Origin of the sequence: Nonomuraea sediminis (assembly GCF_018531495.1) — a bacterium.
In the GTDB taxonomy this organism is placed as follows: Bacteria; Actinomycetota; Actinomycetes; order Streptosporangiales; family Streptosporangiaceae; genus Nonomuraea; species Nonomuraea sediminis.
Window position 1 is genome coordinate 482,766 of sequence record NZ_JAHDTI010000009.1, and the last position, 18,765, is coordinate 501,530.

General features: G+C 69.3%; 20 protein-coding genes. 8 read left to right on the forward strand and 12 right to left on the reverse strand.

Annotated features, from left to right (window positions below; translation table 11 throughout):
* Positions 1 to 12: 12 nt before the first annotated feature.
* The 8 genes from KIK09_RS33890 to KIK09_RS33925 are packed head-to-tail and all read right to left on the reverse strand — an operon-like array spanning position 13 to position 7,577.
* Complete coding sequence (locus KIK09_RS33890; protein ID WP_214323466.1) at positions 13 to 924, reverse strand: aldo/keto reductase; 912 nt, start codon at positions 922 to 924, stop codon at positions 13 to 15.
* Positions 921 to 1,226: an L-rhamnose mutarotase gene (locus KIK09_RS33895; RefSeq protein WP_214323467.1), complete on the reverse strand. Its 306-nt coding sequence runs from the start codon at positions 1,224 to 1,226 to the stop codon at positions 921 to 923. The genes KIK09_RS33890 and KIK09_RS33895 overlap by 4 nt, the downstream gene beginning before the upstream one ends.
* Positions 1,226 to 2,215 carry an ABC transporter permease gene (locus KIK09_RS33900; RefSeq protein ID WP_308164445.1) on the reverse strand — a complete coding sequence of 330 codons (990 nt, stop codon included), beginning with the start codon at positions 2,213 to 2,215 and terminating at the stop codon, positions 1,226 to 1,228. Before KIK09_RS33900 ends, KIK09_RS33895 begins: the two co-directional genes overlap by 1 nt.
* Positions 2,212 to 3,684 (reverse strand): sugar ABC transporter ATP-binding protein, encoded by a 1,473-nt coding sequence (locus tag KIK09_RS33905; protein ID WP_214323468.1) that lies wholly within the window; start codon positions 3,682 to 3,684, stop codon positions 2,212 to 2,214. The genes KIK09_RS33900 and KIK09_RS33905 overlap by 4 nt, the downstream gene beginning before the upstream one ends.
* On the reverse strand, positions 3,684 to 4,709 hold the full coding sequence (locus KIK09_RS33910) for a sugar ABC transporter substrate-binding protein (protein WP_214323469.1): 1,026 nt from the start codon (positions 4,707 to 4,709) through the stop codon (positions 3,684 to 3,686). The genes KIK09_RS33905 and KIK09_RS33910 overlap by 1 nt, the downstream gene beginning before the upstream one ends.
* A gap of 14 nt (positions 4,710 to 4,723) precedes the next feature.
* Positions 4,724 to 5,452 carry an SDR family NAD(P)-dependent oxidoreductase gene (locus tag KIK09_RS33915; RefSeq protein WP_214323470.1) on the reverse strand — a complete coding sequence of 243 codons (729 nt, stop codon included), beginning with the start codon at positions 5,450 to 5,452 and terminating at the stop codon, positions 4,724 to 4,726.
* Positions 5,449 to 6,735, reverse strand: a complete 1,287-nt coding sequence (locus tag KIK09_RS33920) for an L-fuconate dehydratase (protein ID WP_214323471.1) — start codon at positions 6,733 to 6,735, stop codon at positions 5,449 to 5,451. The genes KIK09_RS33915 and KIK09_RS33920 overlap by 4 nt, the downstream gene beginning before the upstream one ends.
* Positions 6,732 to 7,577, reverse strand: a complete 846-nt coding sequence (locus KIK09_RS33925; RefSeq protein ID WP_214323472.1) for a fumarylacetoacetate hydrolase family protein — start codon at positions 7,575 to 7,577, stop codon at positions 6,732 to 6,734. The genes KIK09_RS33920 and KIK09_RS33925 overlap by 4 nt, the downstream gene beginning before the upstream one ends.
* A 351-nt stretch (positions 7,578 to 7,928) precedes the next feature.
* On the opposite strand from KIK09_RS33925, the gene KIK09_RS33930 reads away from it, so the two are divergent.
* On the forward strand, positions 7,929 to 9,113 hold the full coding sequence (locus tag KIK09_RS33930; protein WP_214323473.1) for a cytochrome P450: 1,185 nt from the start codon (positions 7,929 to 7,931) through the stop codon (positions 9,111 to 9,113).
* A gap of 41 nt (positions 9,114 to 9,154) precedes the next feature.
* Here the strand turns inward: KIK09_RS33930 and KIK09_RS33935 are convergent, their stop codons facing one another.
* Positions 9,155 to 10,003 (reverse strand): AraC family transcriptional regulator, encoded by an 849-nt coding sequence (locus KIK09_RS33935; protein ID WP_250574142.1) that lies wholly within the window; start codon positions 10,001 to 10,003, stop codon positions 9,155 to 9,157.
* A gap of 102 nt (positions 10,004 to 10,105) precedes the next feature.
* Between KIK09_RS33935 and KIK09_RS33940 the strand changes: the two genes are divergently transcribed.
* Genes KIK09_RS33940 through KIK09_RS33950 form a run of 3 tightly spaced genes read left to right on the forward strand, consistent with a single transcriptional unit; the run spans position 10,106 to position 11,954 of the window.
* Positions 10,106 to 10,666, forward strand: a complete 561-nt coding sequence (locus KIK09_RS33940; RefSeq protein WP_214323474.1) for an ArsR/SmtB family transcription factor — start codon at positions 10,106 to 10,108, stop codon at positions 10,664 to 10,666.
* Positions 10,659 to 11,492, forward strand: coding sequence for an SRPBCC family protein (locus KIK09_RS33945; RefSeq protein ID WP_250574143.1), 834 nt, complete (start codon positions 10,659 to 10,661; stop codon positions 11,490 to 11,492). The genes KIK09_RS33940 and KIK09_RS33945 overlap by 8 nt, the downstream gene beginning before the upstream one ends.
* Before the next feature lie 51 nt (positions 11,493 to 11,543).
* Positions 11,544 to 11,954, forward strand: coding sequence for a DUF2000 domain-containing protein (locus KIK09_RS33950; protein WP_214323475.1), 411 nt, complete (start codon positions 11,544 to 11,546; stop codon positions 11,952 to 11,954).
* Here KIK09_RS33950 and KIK09_RS33955 read toward each other — a convergent pair.
* Positions 11,951 to 12,445, reverse strand: coding sequence for a MarR family winged helix-turn-helix transcriptional regulator (locus KIK09_RS33955; RefSeq protein WP_214323476.1), 495 nt, complete (start codon positions 12,443 to 12,445; stop codon positions 11,951 to 11,953). The two genes, KIK09_RS33950 and KIK09_RS33955, sit on opposite strands and share 4 nt — an antisense overlap.
* An 83-nt stretch (positions 12,446 to 12,528) precedes the next feature.
* Between KIK09_RS33955 and KIK09_RS33960 the strand changes: the two genes are divergently transcribed.
* Positions 12,529 to 13,389, forward strand: a complete 861-nt coding sequence (locus tag KIK09_RS33960; RefSeq protein ID WP_250574247.1) for an LLM class flavin-dependent oxidoreductase — start codon at positions 12,529 to 12,531, stop codon at positions 13,387 to 13,389.
* Here KIK09_RS33960 and KIK09_RS33965 read toward each other — a convergent pair.
* Together KIK09_RS33965 and KIK09_RS33970 are read right to left on the reverse strand one after the other, a co-directional pair.
* Positions 13,386 to 14,198, reverse strand: a complete 813-nt coding sequence (locus tag KIK09_RS33965) for a type IV toxin-antitoxin system AbiEi family antitoxin (RefSeq protein WP_214323478.1) — start codon at positions 14,196 to 14,198, stop codon at positions 13,386 to 13,388. The genes KIK09_RS33960 and KIK09_RS33965 overlap by 4 nt on opposite strands.
* 84 nt (positions 14,199 to 14,282) lie before the next feature.
* Positions 14,283 to 15,308 (reverse strand): GDP-mannose 4,6-dehydratase, encoded by a 1,026-nt coding sequence (locus tag KIK09_RS33970; RefSeq protein ID WP_214323634.1) that lies wholly within the window; start codon positions 15,306 to 15,308, stop codon positions 14,283 to 14,285.
* Positions 15,309 to 15,557: 249 nt separating this feature from the next.
* Between KIK09_RS33970 and KIK09_RS33975 the strand changes: the two genes are divergently transcribed.
* Genes KIK09_RS33975 through KIK09_RS33985 form a run of 3 tightly spaced genes read left to right on the forward strand, consistent with a single transcriptional unit; the run spans position 15,558 to position 18,525 of the window.
* Positions 15,558 to 16,802, forward strand: a complete 1,245-nt coding sequence (locus tag KIK09_RS33975; protein ID WP_214323479.1) for a glycosyltransferase family 4 protein — start codon at positions 15,558 to 15,560, stop codon at positions 16,800 to 16,802.
* Positions 16,796 to 17,506 carry a class I SAM-dependent methyltransferase gene (locus tag KIK09_RS33980; RefSeq protein WP_214323480.1) on the forward strand — a complete coding sequence of 237 codons (711 nt, stop codon included), beginning with the start codon at positions 16,796 to 16,798 and terminating at the stop codon, positions 17,504 to 17,506. The genes KIK09_RS33975 and KIK09_RS33980 overlap by 7 nt, the downstream gene beginning before the upstream one ends.
* Positions 17,503 to 18,525, forward strand: a complete 1,023-nt coding sequence (locus tag KIK09_RS33985; RefSeq protein ID WP_214323481.1) for a prenyltransferase — start codon at positions 17,503 to 17,505, stop codon at positions 18,523 to 18,525. Before KIK09_RS33980 ends, KIK09_RS33985 begins: the two co-directional genes overlap by 4 nt.
* The last annotated feature ends 240 nt before the right edge of the window (positions 18,526 to 18,765 follow it).

Genomic DNA, 18,765 nt, shown 5'->3' on the forward strand with positions numbered 1-18,765 from the left:
TTCTGGATGTCGTCAACTACCGACTGTTTCCAGCTCTGCCCAAAGCTCCTCGGGGATCTCCCGCTCCCACAGCGCGGCGTTGGTCCTGACCTCCTCGGGCGAGCGGGCGCCGAGCACGATCGAGGCCACCGCCGGGTGCCGCAGCGGGAAGGCCATCGCGGCCTGCGGCAGGCTGACGCCGTACGACTCGCAGATCTTCGCGATCTTCCTGGCCAGGTCCACGATGGGCTCAGGCGCGGGCACGTAGTCGAAGGTCGTGCCGGGCGTGGACGTGGCCAGCATGCCGCTGTTGAACACCCCCGCCGCCAGCACCCGCACGCCGCGCTCGGCGCACAGGTCGAGCAGCGGCAGTCCCGACCTGTCGAGCAGCGTGTACCGCCCGGCCAGCATGATCACGTCGAGGTCGGTCTCCCTGACGAAGCGCGCCGGGATCCGCCACTGGTTCATCCCCACGCCGACCGCGCCGATGACGCCCTGGTCCCGCAGCTCGGCCAGCGCCGGGTAGGCCTCGTCGAGCGCCTGCTCCACGTGGTCGTCGGGGTCGTGGATGAGCGCGATGTCGATCCTCGGTACGGCCAGCCGTTCGAGAGACTCCTCCAGCGACCGCAGGACCCCGTCGCGCGAGAAGTCCCAGGTGCGCCGCAGGTCAGACACGATGTCGAACCCGTCGGGGTCCGGGCCGGCCTCCCCGGGCACGAGCAGCCGTCCGACCTTGGTTGACAGCACGTATCCCGAGCGGTCGCGCAGCGCCTCGCCCAGGCGCCGCTCGGACAGGCCGAGCCCGTAGTGCGGCGCCGTGTCGAACAGCCGCACCCCGGCCTCCCACGCGGCGTCCACGGTCGCGCGGGCCTGCTCGGGGCTGACCGCCCGGTACAGCCCGGCGATCGGCGCGGCACCGAACCCGTACGGCGGCAGCTCGATCACGTCATCTCCCAGACCAGCTTCAGCCCCGCGGAGCCCTTGTCGAAGTCGCCGTCCAGGAGGCGGTTCATCTGCTTCTGCCAGGCCTGGTCGGCCGGGTTGTCGCGCAGCGCCTCCTGCAGGGCGGCGTAGTCGTCGACCTCGACGACGTGGAACAGGTCCAGGCCGTCGCGGAAGATGCGCCACGAGCGCACGCCGTGCTCGCGCATGGCCGCCTCGAGCTCGGCCGGGATCGTGGCGTGCTCCCTGTCGTAGGTGTCCTCCATGCCGGGCTTGAGCCGGGTGTGCAGAGCCAGCCGTTCCATCAGTCCTGCGCCTTTCCGCCCGCGATCCGGCTGATCATCAGCGCGATCAGGATGATGCAGCCGTAGACGACAGGCTGCCAGAAGCCGGAGACACCCTTCAGCGTGAGGATGTTCTGCACCAGTCCGATCACCAGCACGCCGGTGAGTGCGCCGAGGATCGTGCCCTTGCCGCCGTCCATGCTGACGCCGCCGATGACGGCTGCCGCGAACACCATGAAGATCCAGCCGACGCCCTGCCCGTTGCCGATGGCGCCCAGACGGCCGGTCTCCAGCACGCCGGCGAGCGCGGCCAGCACACCGCCGAGGATGAACACGCCCCACAGCACCCGGTCAACCCGGATACCGGCGGCCCTGGCGGCGTCGATGTTGCCGCCGATGGCGTACAGCGCGCGGCCGATCCGCAGGTAGCCCATGCCGAAGATGCCGAGCGCGAACAGCACGGCCGCGATCCAGATGGAGGCGGGCAGGCCGAACCAGACCGCGCTGCCCAGGTACAGGATCGAGTCGGGCAGTTGGAAGAGCGTCTTGCCCTGGGTCGGCCCCTGCAGGAGGCCGTGCACGATGATCAGCATGGCCAGCGTGACGATGAAGGCCGACAGCTGGAACCTGATGATCAGGAACCCGTTGAACGCACCGACGGCCGCCCCGATCAGCAGGGCCAGCGGGATCACCAGCGCGCCGGGCAGGTTGAGGCCGAATCCGCCGGCCGCGGCGGGGATCACCAGCATCACGGCGAGTCCGGGGGCGGTGCCGACCGTCGACTCCAGTGACAGATCGAACTTGCCCGCGATCAGGATCATCGCCTCGGCCAGCACCAGCAGCGAGATCGAGGCCTGCTGCTGCAGCACGTTGGTCAGGTTGCCCGGCGTCAGGAACGTCGGGTCCAGGATCGCGCCCACCACGAGCAGCAGCGCGATCACCGGGACCAGCGTCAGGTCCCTGAACCTGGCGATCCGCACGCGGGGGGTGGGCGCAGTCAATGTGGTCACTCTTCGATGCCTTCCATCACGGCCACGAGCTCGTGGTCGGTCCAGCCACGTGGCACGTCCTTGACGACCCTGCCGTGGAACATCACCAGCACCCGGTCGCAGATCCGCAGGTCGTCCAGCTCGTCGGAGACCACCACGGCCCCCGCCCCGCGCTCGACCGCGTCCTCCACGGCGCCGAGCAGCGCCTGCTTGGCCTTCACGTCGACGCCGGCGGTCGGGTTGATCACGACCAGCGCGGACGGGTCGTCGACCAGCGCCCTGGCGAACACCACCTTCTGCGCGTTACCGCCGGACAGGTCGGCGACCGGCTGGTCGGGCCCCTCGGTCTTGATGTCCAGATCCCTGATCAGCTGTACGGCTTTCGCCCGGCGCCTGGCGGGGAGCACCAGGCCGAACCGGCCGAGCTTGCGGGCGATCGGGATCGTGGCGTTCTCGCCCACCGACAGCAGGGGGACGAAGCCCTCGTGGTGGCGGTCCTCGGGGACGAAGCCGAGCCCGGCCTGCAGGGCGGCGGGAACGTCGCCTGGCTTCACACTCTTGCCGTTGATCGTCACCGTGCCCGCGTCCGGCTTGCGGAGGCCTACCAGGGTTTCCGCGACGCTGACCTTGCCGCTGCTGCCGGAACCGGCCAGGCCTACGACCTCTCCCGATTTAACGGAAATATCAACATCGGTGTAGCGGCCTGCCAGCGACAGGCGCTCCCCCGCCAGGACCACGTTCGTGCCCGCCGTACGGGGGCGGGACTCGTAGGCCTGGGTGGCCTCGCCGGTCATGGCCGCGACGAGCTCGTCGTGCGGCAGGTCCGCGACCGGTTTGGTGAGCACGTGGCGGGCGTCGCGGAAGACCGTGACGCTCTGGCAGATCTCATACACCTCGTCCAGGTGGTGCGAGATGTACATCATCGTCACGCCCTGCTCGCGCAGCGCCCGCATGCGGGTGAACAGGCGCTCGATGGCCGGGCCGTCCAGTCTGGCCGTCGGCTCGTCGAGGATGATGAACTTCGCGCCGAACGACAGCGCGCGGGCGATCTCCAGCAGCTGGCGCTGCTCCACGCTCAGCGAGCCGGCCAGCGCCTCGGCGTCGACGTCGACCTCGTAGGTGGCCAGCACCTCGCGGGCCCTGGCGCGCAGGTCGCGCCAGTTGACGTAGGTGCCCTGCCGGTTGAGGAAGAGGTTCTCCGCGACGGTCAGCGCGGGGATGATCGTGGACTTCTGGTAGACGCAGGCCACGCGCTGCCGCCATGCGTCCCTGTCGGCGAGGGCGGGCGCCGCCTCTCCCGAGTACAGCACCTCGCCCTCGTCAGGTCGCTGGAGCCCGGTGAGGATCGACACCAGGGTGGACTTCCCCGCGCCGTTCCTGCCGACGAGCGCGCGGGTCTCGCCCTCGGCGATCTCGATGCCCGCGCCGTTCAGCGCGGTCGTCGGACCAAAGCGCTTCGTGACATTTAGGGCTTCAACGTGATTTTTCATTACTTGACCTGGTTGCCCCAAAGGCTCTTGTCGTCCACGTTGTCCTTGGTGACCAGCGGGGCAGGGAGCTGGTCCTCCAGGCCGTTGGGCAGCTGGATGATCGTGCTGGCGTGGTCCGTCGGGCCCGGTGTGAATGTCTTACCCTCGATGGCGGCCTTGGCGTAGAAGAGCGCGTACTTGGCGTAGAGGTCGGCGGGCTGGGAGACGGTCGCGTCGATCTCGCCCTTGCGGATCGCGTCGTACTCCTGCGGGATGCCGTCGTTGGAGACGACGAAGACGTGCTTGGGGTCGCTCGGCGGGACCAGCAGGCCCTTCTGCTTGAGCACCTGCAGCGTCGGCGCCAGGTGGACGCCGCCGGCGTGCATGTAGATCCCCTTGATGTCCGGGTTCTGCTCCAGCCGGGTCTGCAGCATGGACGCGGCCTTGCTGCCCTCCCACTCCGTCGGCTCGCTGAAGACGGTGATGCCGGGGAACTTGGTCTTCATGCAGTCCAGGAACGCCTCGGAGCGGTCACGCCCGTTGACCGACGACAGCGCGCCCTGCAACTGGACGACCTTGCCCTTGCCGCCCAGCTTCTGGCCCAGGAACTCGCAGGCCTTGGTGCCGTAGGCGCGGTTGTCGGCGCGTACCACCATGAAGACCTTGCCCTTGTCCGGGCGGGTGTCCACGGAGACGACCGGGATCTTCTTGTTCTCCAACTGCTGCAGGGTCGTGGCGATGGCGCCGGTGTCCTGCGGGGCCATGATGATCGCCTTGGCGCCCTGGCCGGTCAGCGCCTGGACGTTGCTGACCAGCTTGGTGACGTCGTTCTGCGAGTTGGTCGGCGGCATCAGGTCGACCTTGAGCTCGCCGGCCATCTGCGGGACGTACTTGATGTAGGAGTTCCAGAAGTCCGAGTCGGCGCGCGGGTGGTCGATGCCCACCTTGCCGCCACCGCCGCCTCCCGAAGTGGTGGCGGTGCCATTGGAACAGGCCGCGAGCAGCGCGGCGGCCGCCGCTGTCGCGAGGACTGGTGCGAGCTTCATGGGAGGTACCTTCCTTAATTCGTCGGCCGGAGCCGCAATCCCTGCATCCCGCCGTCCACCGCCAGCGAGGTGCCCGTGGTGGCGCCCGCGTCCGGTCCGGCCAGGTAGGCGATCGCCATGGCGACCTCCTCCGCGCTGACCAGGCGGCCCATCGGCTGCCTGGCGTTGAGCGCCTTGCGCTCGGCCTCGGGATCGTCGGCCGCCTCGAGCAGCCGGCCGACCCACGGCGTGTCCGCGGTGCCCGGGTTGACGCAGTTGACCCGGATTCCTTCGCGGACGTGGTCCGCCGCCATCGCCAACGTCAGCGACAGCACCGCGCCCTTGGTCGCGCTGTACAGCGCCCGGTTCGGCAGCCCGGCCGTCGCCGCGATCGAGCAGGTGTTGACGATCGAGGCGTGCTCCGACCTGCGCAGGTACGGCAGGGCCGCCCTGGCCACCCGAACCATGCCGAACACGTTGACGTCGAAGGCCCGCTGCCATTCGGAGTCCGGGTTGTCCTCGATCGTGCCCTGGGCACCGATGCCCGCGTTGTTGACGACGACGTCGAGGCCGCCGAGCCGCTCGGCCGCCTCCGCGACCGCGGCGCGGACCTGGGCGTCGTCGGTCACGTCCACCTTGATGCCGATGAAGGGGTCGCCAGGGGGGTTCACGTCCAGGCATGCGACCTGCCACCCGCGCTCGACGAACAGCGTCGCGGTGGCCAGGCCGATCCCGGATCCTCCACCGGTCACGATGGCTCTCATTGGTCCCTCCAGACCTCGCCGCCGGGGAAGCCGTAGGCGACGATCGATTCCTCGCGCATCTCCGCGCTGAACCCGGGACGTTCCGGGGCGGCGTAGCGTCCGTTGGTGATGACGACCGGGTCGACGAAGTGCTCGTGCAGGTGGTCGACGTACTCGATCACCCGGTCGTCCATGGATCCGCTGATTGCCACGTAGTCGAACATCGACAGGTGCTGCACCAGCTCGCACAGCCCGACGCCGCCCGCGTGCGGGCAGACCGGGATGCCGAAGCGGGCCGCGAGCAGCAGGATCGCGATGTTCTCGTTGACGCCGCCGACCCTGGCGGAGTCGAGCTGCAGATAGGAGATGGCTCCTGCCTGCAGTAGCTGCTTGAAGACGATCCGGTTCTGCACGTGCTCGCCGGTGGCCACCGGGATGGGCTTGATGCCCTCGGCGATGGCGGCGTGGCCGAGCACGTCGTCCGGGCTGGTGGGCTCCTCGACCCAGTGCGGGTTGAAGCGGCGCAGCTCGTTCACCCACTCGATGGCCGAGGAGACGTCCCAGCGCTGGTTGGCGTCGATCGCGATGGGGAAGTCGGGGCCGCACACCTCGCGGGCGGTGGCGAAGCGGCGCAGGTCGTCCTGGAGGTCGGCGCCTACCTTGAGCTTGATCTGCTTGAACCCCTGGTCCAGGGCCTCCTTGCAGAGCCTGCGCAGCTTGTCGTCCTCGTAGCCGAGCCAGCCCGGTGACGTGGTGTAGGCCGGGTACCCATGCGCTTTGAGGTGATTTATGCGCTTTTGCTTGCCTGGTTCAGCATTTTTCAGGATCTGGAGGGCCTGCTCGGGGGTCAGCGCGTCGCTGAGGTAGCGGAAGTCGACCAGGTCGACGATCTCCTCCGGCGTCATCTCCGCCAGCAGCAGCCACACCGGCTTGCCCGCGCGCTTGGCCTTCAGGTCCCACAGCGCGTTCACCACGGCGGAGATCGCCATGTGCATGACGCCCTTCTCGGGCCCCAGCCAGCGCAGCTGCGAGTCGTTGATCATCTCCTTGTACAGGGCGCCCAGGTCCTCGGCGTCCTTGCCGATGACGTGCGGCTCCAGCGCGCTGATCGCCGCGGTCTGCACGTCGTTGCCGCGCCCGATGGTGAAGGCGAACCCGTGTCCCGAGTACCCGTCGTCGGTGCGCAGGATCACGTAGGCGGCCGAGTAGTCGGGATCGGGGTTCATGGCGTCGGACCCGTCGAGTTCCCTCGAGGTCGGGAAGCGGATGTCGTGGGTCTCCATCCCCACGATCCGATAACTCATGCTTGCCCCACTGTCTGACGCTGGCGCCCCAGGCCGTCGATCTCCAGCTCCACCACGTCCCCCGCACGCAGGTACGGCTGGCCGGGCGTGCCCATGGCCACGCCGGCGGGTGTGCCGGTGTTGATGACGTCGCCGGGTTCGAGCACCATGAACCGGCTCAGGTACCGGACGATCTCGGCCACGTCGAAGATCATGTTCTTGGTGGCGCCGTTCTGGCGCTGCTCGCCGTTCACCCACAGCCGCATGCCCAGGTCCTGCGGATCGGGCACGTCGTCCGCGGTCACCAGCCACGGGCCGAACGGGTTGAACGTCTCGCAGGACTTACCCTTGTCCCATTGCCCGCCGCGCTCCAGTTGGAACTCGCGCTCGGACACGTCGTTGCAGATCGCGTACCCGGCGATCCTGCTCAGCGCCTCCTGCCTGGACTCCAGATAGCGGCACGTCTCACCGATCACCACGGCCAGCTCGATCTCCCAGTCGGTCTTCACGCTCCCCCTGGGCACGAGCACTTGGTCATCGGGGCCGATCATGGTGTTGGGCGCCTTCATGAACACCACAGGCTCACTCGGTACGGCGGCGCCGGACTCGGCGGCGTGGTCGCTGTAGTTCAGGCCGATGCACACGATCTTGCCCGGGCGCGCGATCGGAGCGCCGATGCGCAGCCCCCCGGCGTCGACCACAGGCAGGGCGTCACGCTCAAGCGCGTCACGGACGCGCGCCACTCCCCCGGAAGCGAGGAAAGCCCCGTCAATCTCGGGCTCCCCGATGTCACGCAGGTCGCCGGCGTCGTCCATCACCACCGGACGCTCCTGGCCGACAGGTCCTACTCGCAGCAGCTTCACACCGCATCCTTCGCCTATACATCGGATGTCTCTAGCTCCCGATGCTGGTCTCAGGGGGTGGGGGCTGTCAAGGCTTCGCGGGGCGAAACATCCGATCTGTGAAGATCGCATTCGTCCGACGCGCACGGCAAACGGTTGCAAAGAGGGTTTTTTGACCATCAGCTCCGATCTTTGGACTGCCTGGCGCTACCGGCATCCGGTCAGACCAAAGACCCGATGACTGGGTTTTCGGCGTGATTATGGTCACTCAAAGCAAGATCCTGTTCTAGCCAAGGTTGACTCAGGCCGGAAGGCGTAATAGAACACGTTTCAATACGGTCTTAACCAAGCGCTTGATCAAGGGTGGTTGGAGTGCACATCAACCTCGTAGACCGGGACCAGTACGCGACCTCGGGGCCACCCCACGAGCAGCTGCGCTGGTTGCGGGCGAACGAACCCGTCTACCGGCACGAGGGCGAGCCCGCGTTCTGGGCCGTCACCAGGTACGAGGACGTGGTGCACGTCTCGCGGCACTCGGAGCTGTTCTCCTCCCACCGCCGCCTCGCCCTGTTCGACGAGGTGCCCCAGGAGCAGGTGGAGCTGCAGCGGCTGATGATGCTCAACCAGGACCCGCCCGAGCACTCGCGGCGGCGGTCCCTGGTCAACCGCGGGTTCACGCCTCGCACGATCGGCGCCCTCGAACAGCACATCCGCGACATCTGCGACGACCTGCTCGACAAGTCCTCCGGGGAGGTCGACTTCGTCACCGAGGTGGCCGCGCCGCTGCCGCTCTACGTGATCTGCGAGCTGCTCGGCGCGCCCGTCGAGGACCGCGACAAGATCTTCAACTGGTCGAACCGGATGATCGGCGCCCAGGACCCCGACTACGCGGCCTCACCCGAGGAGGGCGGCGCCGCGGCCGCCGAGGTCTACGCCTACGCCAACCAGCTGGCCGCCCAGCGCCGCGCCGCGCCGCGCGACGACATCGTCACCAAGCTCCTGCAGCCCTCGGAATCGGGCGAGACGCTGGACGAGAGCGAGTTCGACCTGTTCGTGCTGCTCCTGGTCGTCGCCGGCAACGAGACCACCCGCAACGCCGCCTCCGGCGGGATGCTCGCCCTCTTCGAGCATCCCGAGCAGTGGGAGCGCCTGGTCGCCGACCCCTCACTGGCCCACACCGCCGCCGACGAGATCGTGCGCTGGGTCTCACCGGTGAACCTCTTCCGCCGTACGGCCACGGCGGACCTCACGCTCGGCGGCCAGGAGATCAAGGCGGACGACAAGGTCGTCGTCTTCTACTCCTCGGCCAACCGGGACACCTCGGTCTTCCCGGACGCGGAGGTCTTCGACATCGGCCGGGACCCCAACCCGCACATCGGCTTCGGCGGCGGGGGTGCCCACTTCTGCCTCGGCAACCACCTGGCCAAACTCGAACTCCGCATCCTCTTCGAACAGCTGGCCCGCCGCTACCCCCGCCTCCGCCAGACAGGCGAGGCCCGACGCCTCCGCTCGAACTTCATCAACGGGATCAAAGAACTCCCCGTCTCCCTCTCCTGACCCTTCAGGAGGCCTCGCGGTAGGCGCCGCCTCCTGACGCCTCAGGAGGCCTCGCGGTAGGCGCCGGGGGTCAGGCCGAAGTAGCGGGTGAACCAGCGGGTCAGGTGGCTCTGGTCGGCGAAGCCGGTCTCGGCGGCCACCTGGCCGAGCGGGATGCCCGCCGCGATCAGGCGGCGTGCCTCGCGGAGGCGGAGCTGGCGCTGGTAGTCGCTGGGGGCCATGCCGTACTGGGCGCGAAAGGCCCTGTAGACGGCGAATCGGCTGGCGCCCGCCACGGTGGCCAGCTCCTCCGGTGCCGGCTCGTCCAGGAAACGGTCATGGATGAGCTCACGAACCCGCCACGCGACCTCGGCCCCACGACCGCCCGCACCCGCCGAGATGAGGCCGCGGGTGGAGGTGGGGCATAGGGGCGTGACGGCGGCGCGGCCTACGATCGCGGCGATCGTGGCGGTGAGGAGTTCGTCGCGGCGGAGTTCTCCGGCGCCGCCCAGGAGCGCGGCGTGCAGGTCGCGTAGTGCCCCTGCCAGGAGGGGGTCGTTCACTACCGGGTCGGCGAAGAGCGGGAGGCCGGTGGGGCGGCCGGTGATGTCGGTGAGCACGCTGGAGACCAGCTCTGGGCCTATGTGGACGATCCGGTAGGTGAATCCGAGCGCGTCGGTGGCGTGGCCGTCGTGCGGGTCGTCGGGGTTGAAGGCCATGACCATGCCCGCGGCGCTGGTGTGGCGCGACCCGCGGCAGCTGAAGGTCTGCGCGCCGTCCTCCGTGACGCCGAAGGAGTAGGCGTCGTGGCTGTGGCGGTGGTACACGTGCCGCTCGAAGTGGGCGTGCATGGCTTCGAGCGGGCGCTCCCGCTCCCGCCAGTACCGAGCCCAGTCCCCGGCCCCGCTCATGCCTCCATCCTCCACCCAACCCGCGCAGACCCGGCCGCACCCCTTTGCGGTCTGGCAGCCCCATTGACAAAGAGGATTTTTACATAAAGGATTGTTTTTGCGATGAGAGATGTCCTGTACCTGGAGCAGATCGAGCAGGCCGAGGCCCTGCTCAAACCGCAGCGCGTCGAAGTGCTGCGGCAACTGGCCGAGCCACGGACCTGCGGCGAGGTCGCCGAGCGGCTCGGGCAGAGTCCGCAGCGCGTCTACTACCACGTCAAGCGCCTGGTGGAGGCGGGCCTGGTGGAGCAGGTCTCCGAGCGCAAGGTGCGCGGGATCCACGAGGGGATCTATCAGGCGGGCGCCCGTGCCTACTGGCTGTCGCCGCGCCTGGTCGGCCGCATCGGGCTGCACCGCGCCCAGGACGAGCTCAGCCTCGGCTACCTGGTGGACCTCATGGAGGAGGTCCAGCGCGACATCGCCGGGCTGGACCGGTCGGCGCCGGAGCTGCCGTCGTTCGGCCTGTCCGGGGAGATCCGGGTCCGGCCGGAGCTGCGCAAACAGTTCCTGGAAGAGGTGCAGAGCGCGATGCAGGACCTTTTCACCCGGTACGGCGGAGCGGAAGGGGACCCCTTCAAGCTCGCCGTCGCCTGCTACCCCAAGGGAGAAGAAGACCATGAGTGATCCGATGATTGTCCGCGCCCGCGTCGCCGCGCCCGTCAAGAAGGTGCACGAGGCCCTGACCGACCCCGCGGCGCTGCGCGTGTGGCTGGCCGAACACGCCGAGGTCGATCCGCCGGACCGCTACGAGTTCTGGGGCCGCCACACGCCCGAAGGCTCCGCACCGCACCAGCACCTGCTGCACCTGGACGAGCGCACGGTGCGCTTCGCCTGGGACCTGGACGGCGAGCGGACCACGACCGAGTTCTCGCTGGAGGAGGACGGGCCCGACGCCACGATCGTGTCGGTGTCGCAGACCCACTTCTCCTTCGAGGAGGCGCTGGCGGAGTCGACGGTCCGGGGCGTGCTGATGACCTACTGGTGCCTGGCGCTGGCCAACCTGGCCGAGTACATGGACGGGCGGCCGCTCACGCCCAAGATCGACTTCACCTCGCCCGACCTGCGGGCCTCGGTCCTGATCGCGGCCACGCCGCAGGCGGTGTTCGACTCGCTCGTCGACTCGGAGACGGTCACCCGCTGGTTCGGGTATCCGGTCGAGATCGACCCCGTCGTCGGCGGCAGGGTCGCCATGGGCGGCGAGGGCACCGCCAAGATCCTCGAGCTGGAGCCCGGCGCCAAGCTCACCATCGACTGGGGCTCCACCGGCCTGACGACCTGGGAACTGGCGGATTCGGACGGCAAGACCCGCCTCACGATCATCCAGAGCGGCTTCGACGGCCGCCCGCCCTACGCCGCCTGGGGCGGCAACCTGTCGGGGCTCGCGGAATTCCGCCGCTACCACGAGATCCCCGACTGGGAGCCCATCTGGCGCCACTCCCCCATGGCCTGACCGCACCAGCGTTCAAGACCCTTCCCCGGTGTCCGGGGGAGGGTCTTGTGCATGCGTTTCGATACGAAGATCGCCATTGTGGTGCGTTCCGACCTCGCGGTCTGGCAGAAGCTCAACGTCACGGCGTTCCTGGCCAGTGCCGTGGCCGGCTCCCACCCCGAGACGATCGGCGCGCCCTACCTGGACGGCTCCGGCGTCGAGTACCTGTCGATGTTCCGCCAGCCGGTCCTGGTCTACGGCGCCTCCTACGACGAGCTCGCCCAGATCAGGGAAAAGGCCAAGTCGCGCGGCCTGGACGTGGCGGTCTACATCGACGAGATGTTCAAGACCGGGCACGACATGGCCAACCGGGAAACCGTCCAGGCCGTGGAGTCCGCGGACCTGCGCCTGGCCGGCCTGGCCGTCCACGGCCCCAAGAACGCCCTCGACAAGACCCTCAAAGGCCTCTCCCTGCACCCCTAGGGACCGGACTGGGCCGCCCGGATCTCCGGGCTGTGTTCCACCAGGCGGTCCAGGACCGTCTCCGAGATCGTGGCCAGGACCTGGAGTTGCTCCGGGGTGAGCAGGTCGATGAAGTGGCGGCGCACCGACTCGACGTGATCCGGAGCGGCGGCCTCGATGGCGCGCAGTCCGGCCTCCGTCAGGACCACCACCGCTCCGCGGCCGTCGGTCTCGCATTCCTCGCGGGTGACCAGGCCACGCTGCTCCATCCGGCTGATGTGCCGTGACAGGCGGCTCTTGGACCAGAGCATGCGCTGCGCGAGGCTGGTCAGCCGCCATCGACGCCCCTCCGTGGACGACAGCGCCGACAGCACGTCGTAGTCGGGAGCTGACAGGCCCGAGTCATGAGCCAGGTCCCGCGTGATCTGCGCTTCCAGCAGCAGGCGCATCCGCCGGTATCCGATCCAGGCCCGCTGCTGCTCGTCGTCCAGCCATCTCGCCTCGCCGTCCATGCTCTCCACCCTAGTCGTTGACGTGTAACCAAGTTTTGGGTTACATGTAAACCACTTAATCGGACCAGGGAGAGGTGAGTGCGATGTTCGGGCTCGGGATTTCGCCATCCGCGCAGGCGGGGGCCGATCCGGTGCGGGACGCTCGGGAGGCCGAGGAGCTGGGGTTCGACTTCGTGTCGTGCTCCGACCACCCCTCCGGCGCCTCGCCGACGTACGAGGTGTGGACGATGTTGACGTGGGTGGCGGCGGCCACCTCGCGGATCCGATTGGCGACGCGGGTGCTGGGCGTGCCGTACCGGTCGCCGGCGATGGTGGCCAAGATGGCCGAGTCGCTGCACCGGCTGTCGGGCGGGCGGCTCATTCTCGGGCTGGGCGGGGGCTACTCCGACGAGGAGTTCCGCGGGTTCGGGCTGGGGGTGCCGACGGCGCGCGAGAAGGTCGACGGGATGGTCGACGCGATCCACATCATCCGCGGGCTGTGGTCGGAGGACTCCTTCACCTACAAGGGGCCGAGGTACGGCACCGAGGAGGCCGAGATGTCGCCCAAGCCGGACACGCCGATCCCGATCTGGCTGGGGACGTACGGCAAGCGCGCCCTCGCCGCCACGGGCCGGCTCGCGGACGGCTGGATCCCGTCGCTCGGGTTCGCACCGCCCGCCGAGGCGGTGGCCATGCGGGCGCGCATCCTCGAGGCGGCCGCCGAGGCCGGGCGGTCCGCCGAGGACGTCGCCTGCGTGTACAACGTCGCGTTCCGGGTCGGCGCCGAGCAGGCCGACCCCCACACAGTGGCGGGGTCGGCCGCCGAGGTGGCCGAGCGGCTGCTGGAACTGCAGGCGCTCGGCTTCACCTCGATGAACTTCATGCCCGCCGGACCCGACCCCCGGGAGCAGGCGGCCCTCCTCGCGCAGGAGGTCCTCCCGGTCCTTCGCGCCGGCGCCTCCTAGCTCGGCAGCCATGACGAGCCCGGACGGCGGCGGGTGGCGCGGATCCGGCGGAGGATGCGGACGGTTTCCTGGGACGTGGGCCGCCAGCCGCACTCGATGAGCGCGTTGGCGACCGTCTCCAGCAGGCGGGACGCGTGGGCGGGGACGACGTCGCGGCCCACCGCGATGACCCGCCAGCCGTGGCAGCGCAGCTCCTGGCGGCGGAACTCGTCGCGGCCACGGTCGGTGGCCGAGGTGTGGTGGGCGCGGCCGTCGTACTCGACCGCCAGCCTGTATCGCTCCCAGCCCAGGTCGAGGTAGGCAACCCTGCCGCCGGTGAGAGAGACGCGGATCTGGGTCGCCGGGCGCGGGAGGCCGCCGTCGACGAGGATGACGCGCAGCCAGCTCTCCCTGGGCGAGGCGGCGCCCGGGTCGGCCAGGCGGAGGGTGTCGCGCAGGTGACCCAAGCCGGTGGCCTGCCGCAGCAGCTCGTCGAGGTCGACGCCGCGGCGCAGGAACTGGTCGAGCGCGGCGACCGCGTCGAGCTTCGGCAGCCAGCGGGCGCAGTCGAGGGCCGTGCGGCCGGGCGTGGTGACGCGGACGCCTCTGTGGTGGGTGACGTCGCGGTCGGGCAGGTGGCCGAGGTGGGTCACACAGTCGGGTCTGGCCAGGCAGGCGGGCGCCACGACCTCCACGGGCCAGTCGTCCTCGGGGGTGTCGCAGGGCAGGGCGCGCAGGCCCCAGACGTGGGCGGCGGTCCTGCGGCACGCCACGGCCGGCGGCACGGCCCTGGTGACGCGCCGGGCGCGCTCCAGAAGGGTGGAGGTCACGCGCCCGAGGATCTCTCGCGCCCCCGTACGGCAGGCCGCCAGAACCCGATTCTGTGGATACCCGGCCGATATCCACAGGCCGGATCAGGGCCAGGAGCTGTCCTGGTCGGGGTCGCCGCCGTCGGTCAGCAGGCGCAGGTCCGACTCGACCATCATGGCGATGAGATCGTCGAACGACACCGTCGGCTCCCAGCCCAGCTGCACCCTGGCCTTCTTCGGGTCCGCGCAGAGCAGGTCGACCTCCGCCGGCCGGTGCAGCGCCTGGTCGACGATCACGTACTGCTCCCAGTCCAGCCCCGCCGCGGTGAAGGCCGCCTGGACGAGCTCGCGGACCGATTTCATGCGGCCCGTCCCGATCACGTAGTCCTCGGGTTTCGAGGCCCGCAGCATGAGGTGCATGGCGCGGACGTAGTCGCCGGCGAAGCCCCAGTCGCGGCGCGCCTCCAGGTTGCCCAGGCGCAGCTCGGTGGCCAGGCCGAGCTTGATGCGGGCCACCCCGAGCGTGACCTTGCGGGTGACGAACTCCGCGCCGCGCCGGGGCGACTCGTGGTTGAACAGGATCCCCGAGACCGCGAACATCCCGTACGACTCGCGGTAGTTCTGCGTGAGGAAGTGCCCGTACGCCTTGGCCACGCCGTACGGCGAGCGAGGGTGGAACCCGGTGGACTCGTTCTGCGGCGTCTCCGTGACCTGGCCGAACATCTCGGACGACGAAGCCTGGTAGAAGCGGATGTTTCCGACAGCCGAGGAAACCCCCCGCGACACCCCGGAACACACCCGGATCGCCTCGAGCATCCGCAGCACGCCCATCCCGGTCACCTCGGCCGTGAGCTCGGCCTGCTCCCACGACATGGGCACGAACGAGATGGCCCCCAGGTTGTACACCTCGTCGGGCTGGACCCGCTCCACCGCCGAGATCAGCGACCCCTGGTCGAGCAGGTCTCCGCGCACCACCTGGACGTCGGACAGCAGCTTCCGCATCCGCGACACGCGCGGGTTGGCCTGGCCGCGGGCCAGCCCCCACACCTCGTACCCCTCTGAGAGCAAGTGCTCCGCCAGGTAGGAACCGTCCTGGCCGGTGATACCGGTGATCAGCGCGCGCCTGGCCAACGGGTCCTCCAACTATTGCAACCGCGTCCGTTGGGACGGGAATGTACCGCCATGTCCCCTGGTAAGCACCAGGATACGTAGAACGTGTTCTACCGAATCCCGCTCGGTCAAGCCAACGTCGCAGTTCGCATGCCCTGTAGCGGTAGGTAGGAACAATTCCAGATGACCTACCGGATGGTAGCCTTTTCCGACTAAGGTCATCTTTCACGGTACACGCCCGTCTCAGGGTGCCTACCGGCGGAGAAAGGGGTGTCCGTGAGCGACTCGCTGCGGATCGCGCTGCTGTCCTACCGCAGCAAGCCGACCTGTGGAGGGCAGGGCGTCTACCTCCGGCACCTGAGCAGGGAACTGGTCGCACTCGGACACCACGTCGAGGTGTTCTCCGGCCAGCCCTACCCCGAACTCGACGAGGGCGTCATCCTCAACAAGGTGCCGAGCCTGGACCTCTACCGCGACGAGGACCCGTTCAGGACCCCGAAGCTGCACGAGTACCGCGACTGGATCGACTGGCTCGAGGTCGGCACGATGTGGACCGCCGGGTTCCCCGAGCCGCTGACGTTCACGCTCAGGGCCTTCCGCGAGCTGAAGAAGCGCAGGGGCGACTTCGACGTCGTCCAGGACAACCAGACCCTCGGCTACGGCCTGCTCGGCATCAAGAAGCTGTTCCCCGTGGTCGGCACCATCCACCACCCGATCAGCGTCGACCGCCGCATCGAGCTGGAGGCCGCCGAGGGCGCCAAGCGGCTGAGCCTGCGCCGCTGGTACGGCTTCGTGAAGATGCAGGCCAAGGTCGCCCCGCAGCTGAGCCCGATCCTGACCGTCAGCGAGTCGTCGCTGGCCGACATCCACCGCGACTTCAACGTCCCGCAGGCCAACATGCGCCTGATCCCCCTGGGCGTCGACACCCGGTACTTCCACCCCCGCCCCGAGAAACCGCGGAAAAAGGGCTCCATCGTGGCGGTCGCGAGTGCCGACTCCCCCATGAAGGGCGTCGCCACGCTCCTCAGAGCGGTCGCCAAGCTGGCCACCGAGCGCGACGTCAACCTCACCGTGGTCAGCAAGCCCACCCCGGGCGGCCCGACGGAGCAGCTCGTCCAGGAGCTCAGCCTCCAGGACAAGGTGCGCTTCGTGCACGGGATCTCCGACGACGAGCTGGGCGAGCTCATCGCCACGTCCGAGATCTCGGTGGTGCCGTCCCTGTACGAGGGCTTCTCGCTGCCCGCCGTCGAGCACATGGCCTGCGGCACTCCGCTGGTGGCCAGCCGTACCGGCGCGCTGCCCGAGGTGGTCGGGGACGCCGCCGTCCAGGTCGCGCCCGGCGACCCGGAGGAGCTGGCGGCCGTGCTGCGCAGGCTGCACGACTCGCCCGAGGAGCGGGAGCGGGTCGGCAAGGCCGGATACGACCGGGTCATGGAGCGCTTCACCTGGCACGTGGTTGCAAAGCGGACCGTCGAGGCCTATCGAGAGGCCATTGAGGAGTACGGCAAGTGCTGACCGTGGACTTCGCCCGGCTGCCCGTCGGGCCTGGAGTACGGGTGCTCGACCTGGGGTGCGGAGGCGGAAGGCACGCCTTCGAAGTGCTGCGCAGGGGTTCGGACGTGGTCGCGTTCGACATGGACCAGGCGGAGCTGGACAACGTGGCCGCCATGTTCGTGGCCATGGACAAGGCCGGCGAGGTGCCGATCGGCGCCACCGGCGAGACGGTCCAGGGCACGGCGCTCGACATGCCCTTCGAGGACGCGAGCTTCGACCGGGTCATCGCGGCCGAGGTGCTCGAGCACATCCCCGACGACATGGCCGCGATGCGGGAGATCTTCCGGGTGCTCAAGCCCGGCGGCACCGCCGCGATCACCGTGCCGAGCTTCCTGCCGGAGCGGATCTGCTGGGCGCTGGACGAGGACTACCACACGGCCCCCGGGGGACATGTCCGGATCTACACCCTGGCGGAGCTGAGCGCGAAGCTGAAGTCCACCGGGTTCGAGATCGGCCCCCACCACCACGCGCACGGGCTGCACGCGCCGTACTGGTGGATCAAGTGCGCGGTCGGCGTGAACAACGACGACCACCCGATCGCGAAGGCCTACCACGAGCTGCTGGTCTGGGACATCATGAAGCGCCCCGCGGCCACCAGGGTCGCCGAGGCGCTGCTGAACCCGCTGATCGGCAAGAGCGTCGTGCTGTACGTCAGGAAGCCATGAGGTCGCGCGAGGACGTCGTCCAGACGGCCATGAGCATCGCGGCCATCCAGCAGGACGACGGGGGTATCCCCTGGCCCGAGGGCCATGTCGACGCGTGGAACCACATCGAGTGCCTGATGGCCATGACGGTCGCGGGCCTGCCCGTGGACAAGGGCTACGAGTGGCTGGCCAGGAACCAGCGCGAGGACGGCTCGTGGGCGATGAAGATCGTCGACGGAACCCCCGTCGAGCGCGGCGGCGAGTCCAACCACGCCGCCTACATCGCGGTGGGCGTCTGGCACCGCTACCTGGTCACGGGGGTCATCGAAGACTGGGCGATGGTCAAGCGCGCCCTCGACTACGTCGTCGGCCTGCAGGCCGAGCGCGGCGAGATCGTCTGGGAGCGCGACGCCCAGGGCCGGGCCGCCGGATACGCCCTGCTCACCGGCTGCTCGTCCATCCACCAGGGCCTGCGCAGCGGCGTCCTGCTCGCCGACCACCTCGGCGACCCGCAGCCGCACTGGGAACTGGCGGCCGACCGGCTGGCCCACGCGCTGGCCGCCCACCCCGAGGCCTTCGCCGACAAGAGCCGCTACTCGATGGACTGGTACTACCCGGTGCTCGGCGGCGCCGTGCGCGGCCCCGACGCCTTCGAGCTGCTGAACCGCGACTGGGCCACGTTCGTGGTGCCGGGCCTGGGCATCCGCTGCGTCTCCGACCAGCCCTGGGTCACGGGCGCGGAGACCTGCGAACTGGCCCTCGCGCTCGACGCGCTCGGCGACCGCGCCCGCGCGCTGAGGCTGTTCACCGACGTGCAGCACCTGCGCCACGAGGACGGCTCCTACTGGACGGGCTGGCAGTTCGCCAACCGCAAGCACTTCCCCCACGAACGCTCGGGCTACACGGCCGCCGCCGCCATCCTCGCCGCCGACGCGTTCTACGGGTTCTCAGGCGGTGCAGGCATATTTCGGGACATCTCCGCGGGGTCCGTCTCCCCCGCCAACCCCGACCAGTGCGGCTGCACCCCCGCACGCGCCTGACCACCTTTTGGCGGCCGTACGGCAGGCCGCCCCACCGCCACCCGCCGCACTCCGGCGGGCCCCTGTCCAGGGAGACGCTCCTCCGGTGATGCGGGGCTGAGCGCCGCTACGACGCAAGGAACCCCGACACCAGGAAACTCGGAACCCGGCGGTCGGGCGCAAGGGGTTTTGCCGAGTGTTTGCCGATCAAGGCCGGAGCGGCTCCCTGAGGGCGGGCATTGGGGTTACTAGCGTCGGGAG

Coding starts and splice junctions, on each gene's coding strand:
- KIK09_RS33895 (WP_214323467.1), bottom strand. CDS start 1,226: ATGGAACGGCTGGCTCTGCACACCCGGCTCAAGCCCGGCATGGAGGAC.
- KIK09_RS33950 (WP_214323475.1), top strand. CDS start 11,544: ATGCGTTTCGATACGAAGATCGCCATTGTGGTGCGTTCCGACCTCGCG.
- KIK09_RS33920 (WP_214323471.1), bottom strand. CDS start 6,735: ATGAGTTATCGGATCGTGGGGATGGAGACCCACGACATCCGCTTCCCG.
- KIK09_RS33960 (WP_250574247.1), top strand. CDS start 12,529: ATGTTCGGGCTCGGGATTTCGCCATCCGCGCAGGCGGGGGCCGATCCG.
- KIK09_RS33905 (WP_214323468.1), bottom strand. CDS start 3,684: ATGAAAAATCACGTTGAAGCCCTAAATGTCACGAAGCGCTTTGGTCCG.
- KIK09_RS33945 (WP_250574143.1), top strand. CDS start 10,659: ATGAGTGATCCGATGATTGTCCGCGCCCGCGTCGCCGCGCCCGTCAAG.
- KIK09_RS33935 (WP_250574142.1), bottom strand. CDS start 10,003: ATGAGCGGGGCCGGGGACTGGGCTCGGTACTGGCGGGAGCGGGAGCGC.
- KIK09_RS33940 (WP_214323474.1), top strand. CDS start 10,106: ATGAGAGATGTCCTGTACCTGGAGCAGATCGAGCAGGCCGAGGCCCTG.
- KIK09_RS33955 (WP_214323476.1), bottom strand. CDS start 12,445: ATGGACGGCGAGGCGAGATGGCTGGACGACGAGCAGCAGCGGGCCTGG.
- KIK09_RS33910 (WP_214323469.1), bottom strand. CDS start 4,709: ATGAAGCTCGCACCAGTCCTCGCGACAGCGGCGGCCGCCGCGCTGCTC.
- KIK09_RS33985 (WP_214323481.1), top strand. CDS start 17,503: ATGAGGTCGCGCGAGGACGTCGTCCAGACGGCCATGAGCATCGCGGCC.
- KIK09_RS33915 (WP_214323470.1), bottom strand. CDS start 5,452: ATGAGAGCCATCGTGACCGGTGGAGGATCCGGGATCGGCCTGGCCACC.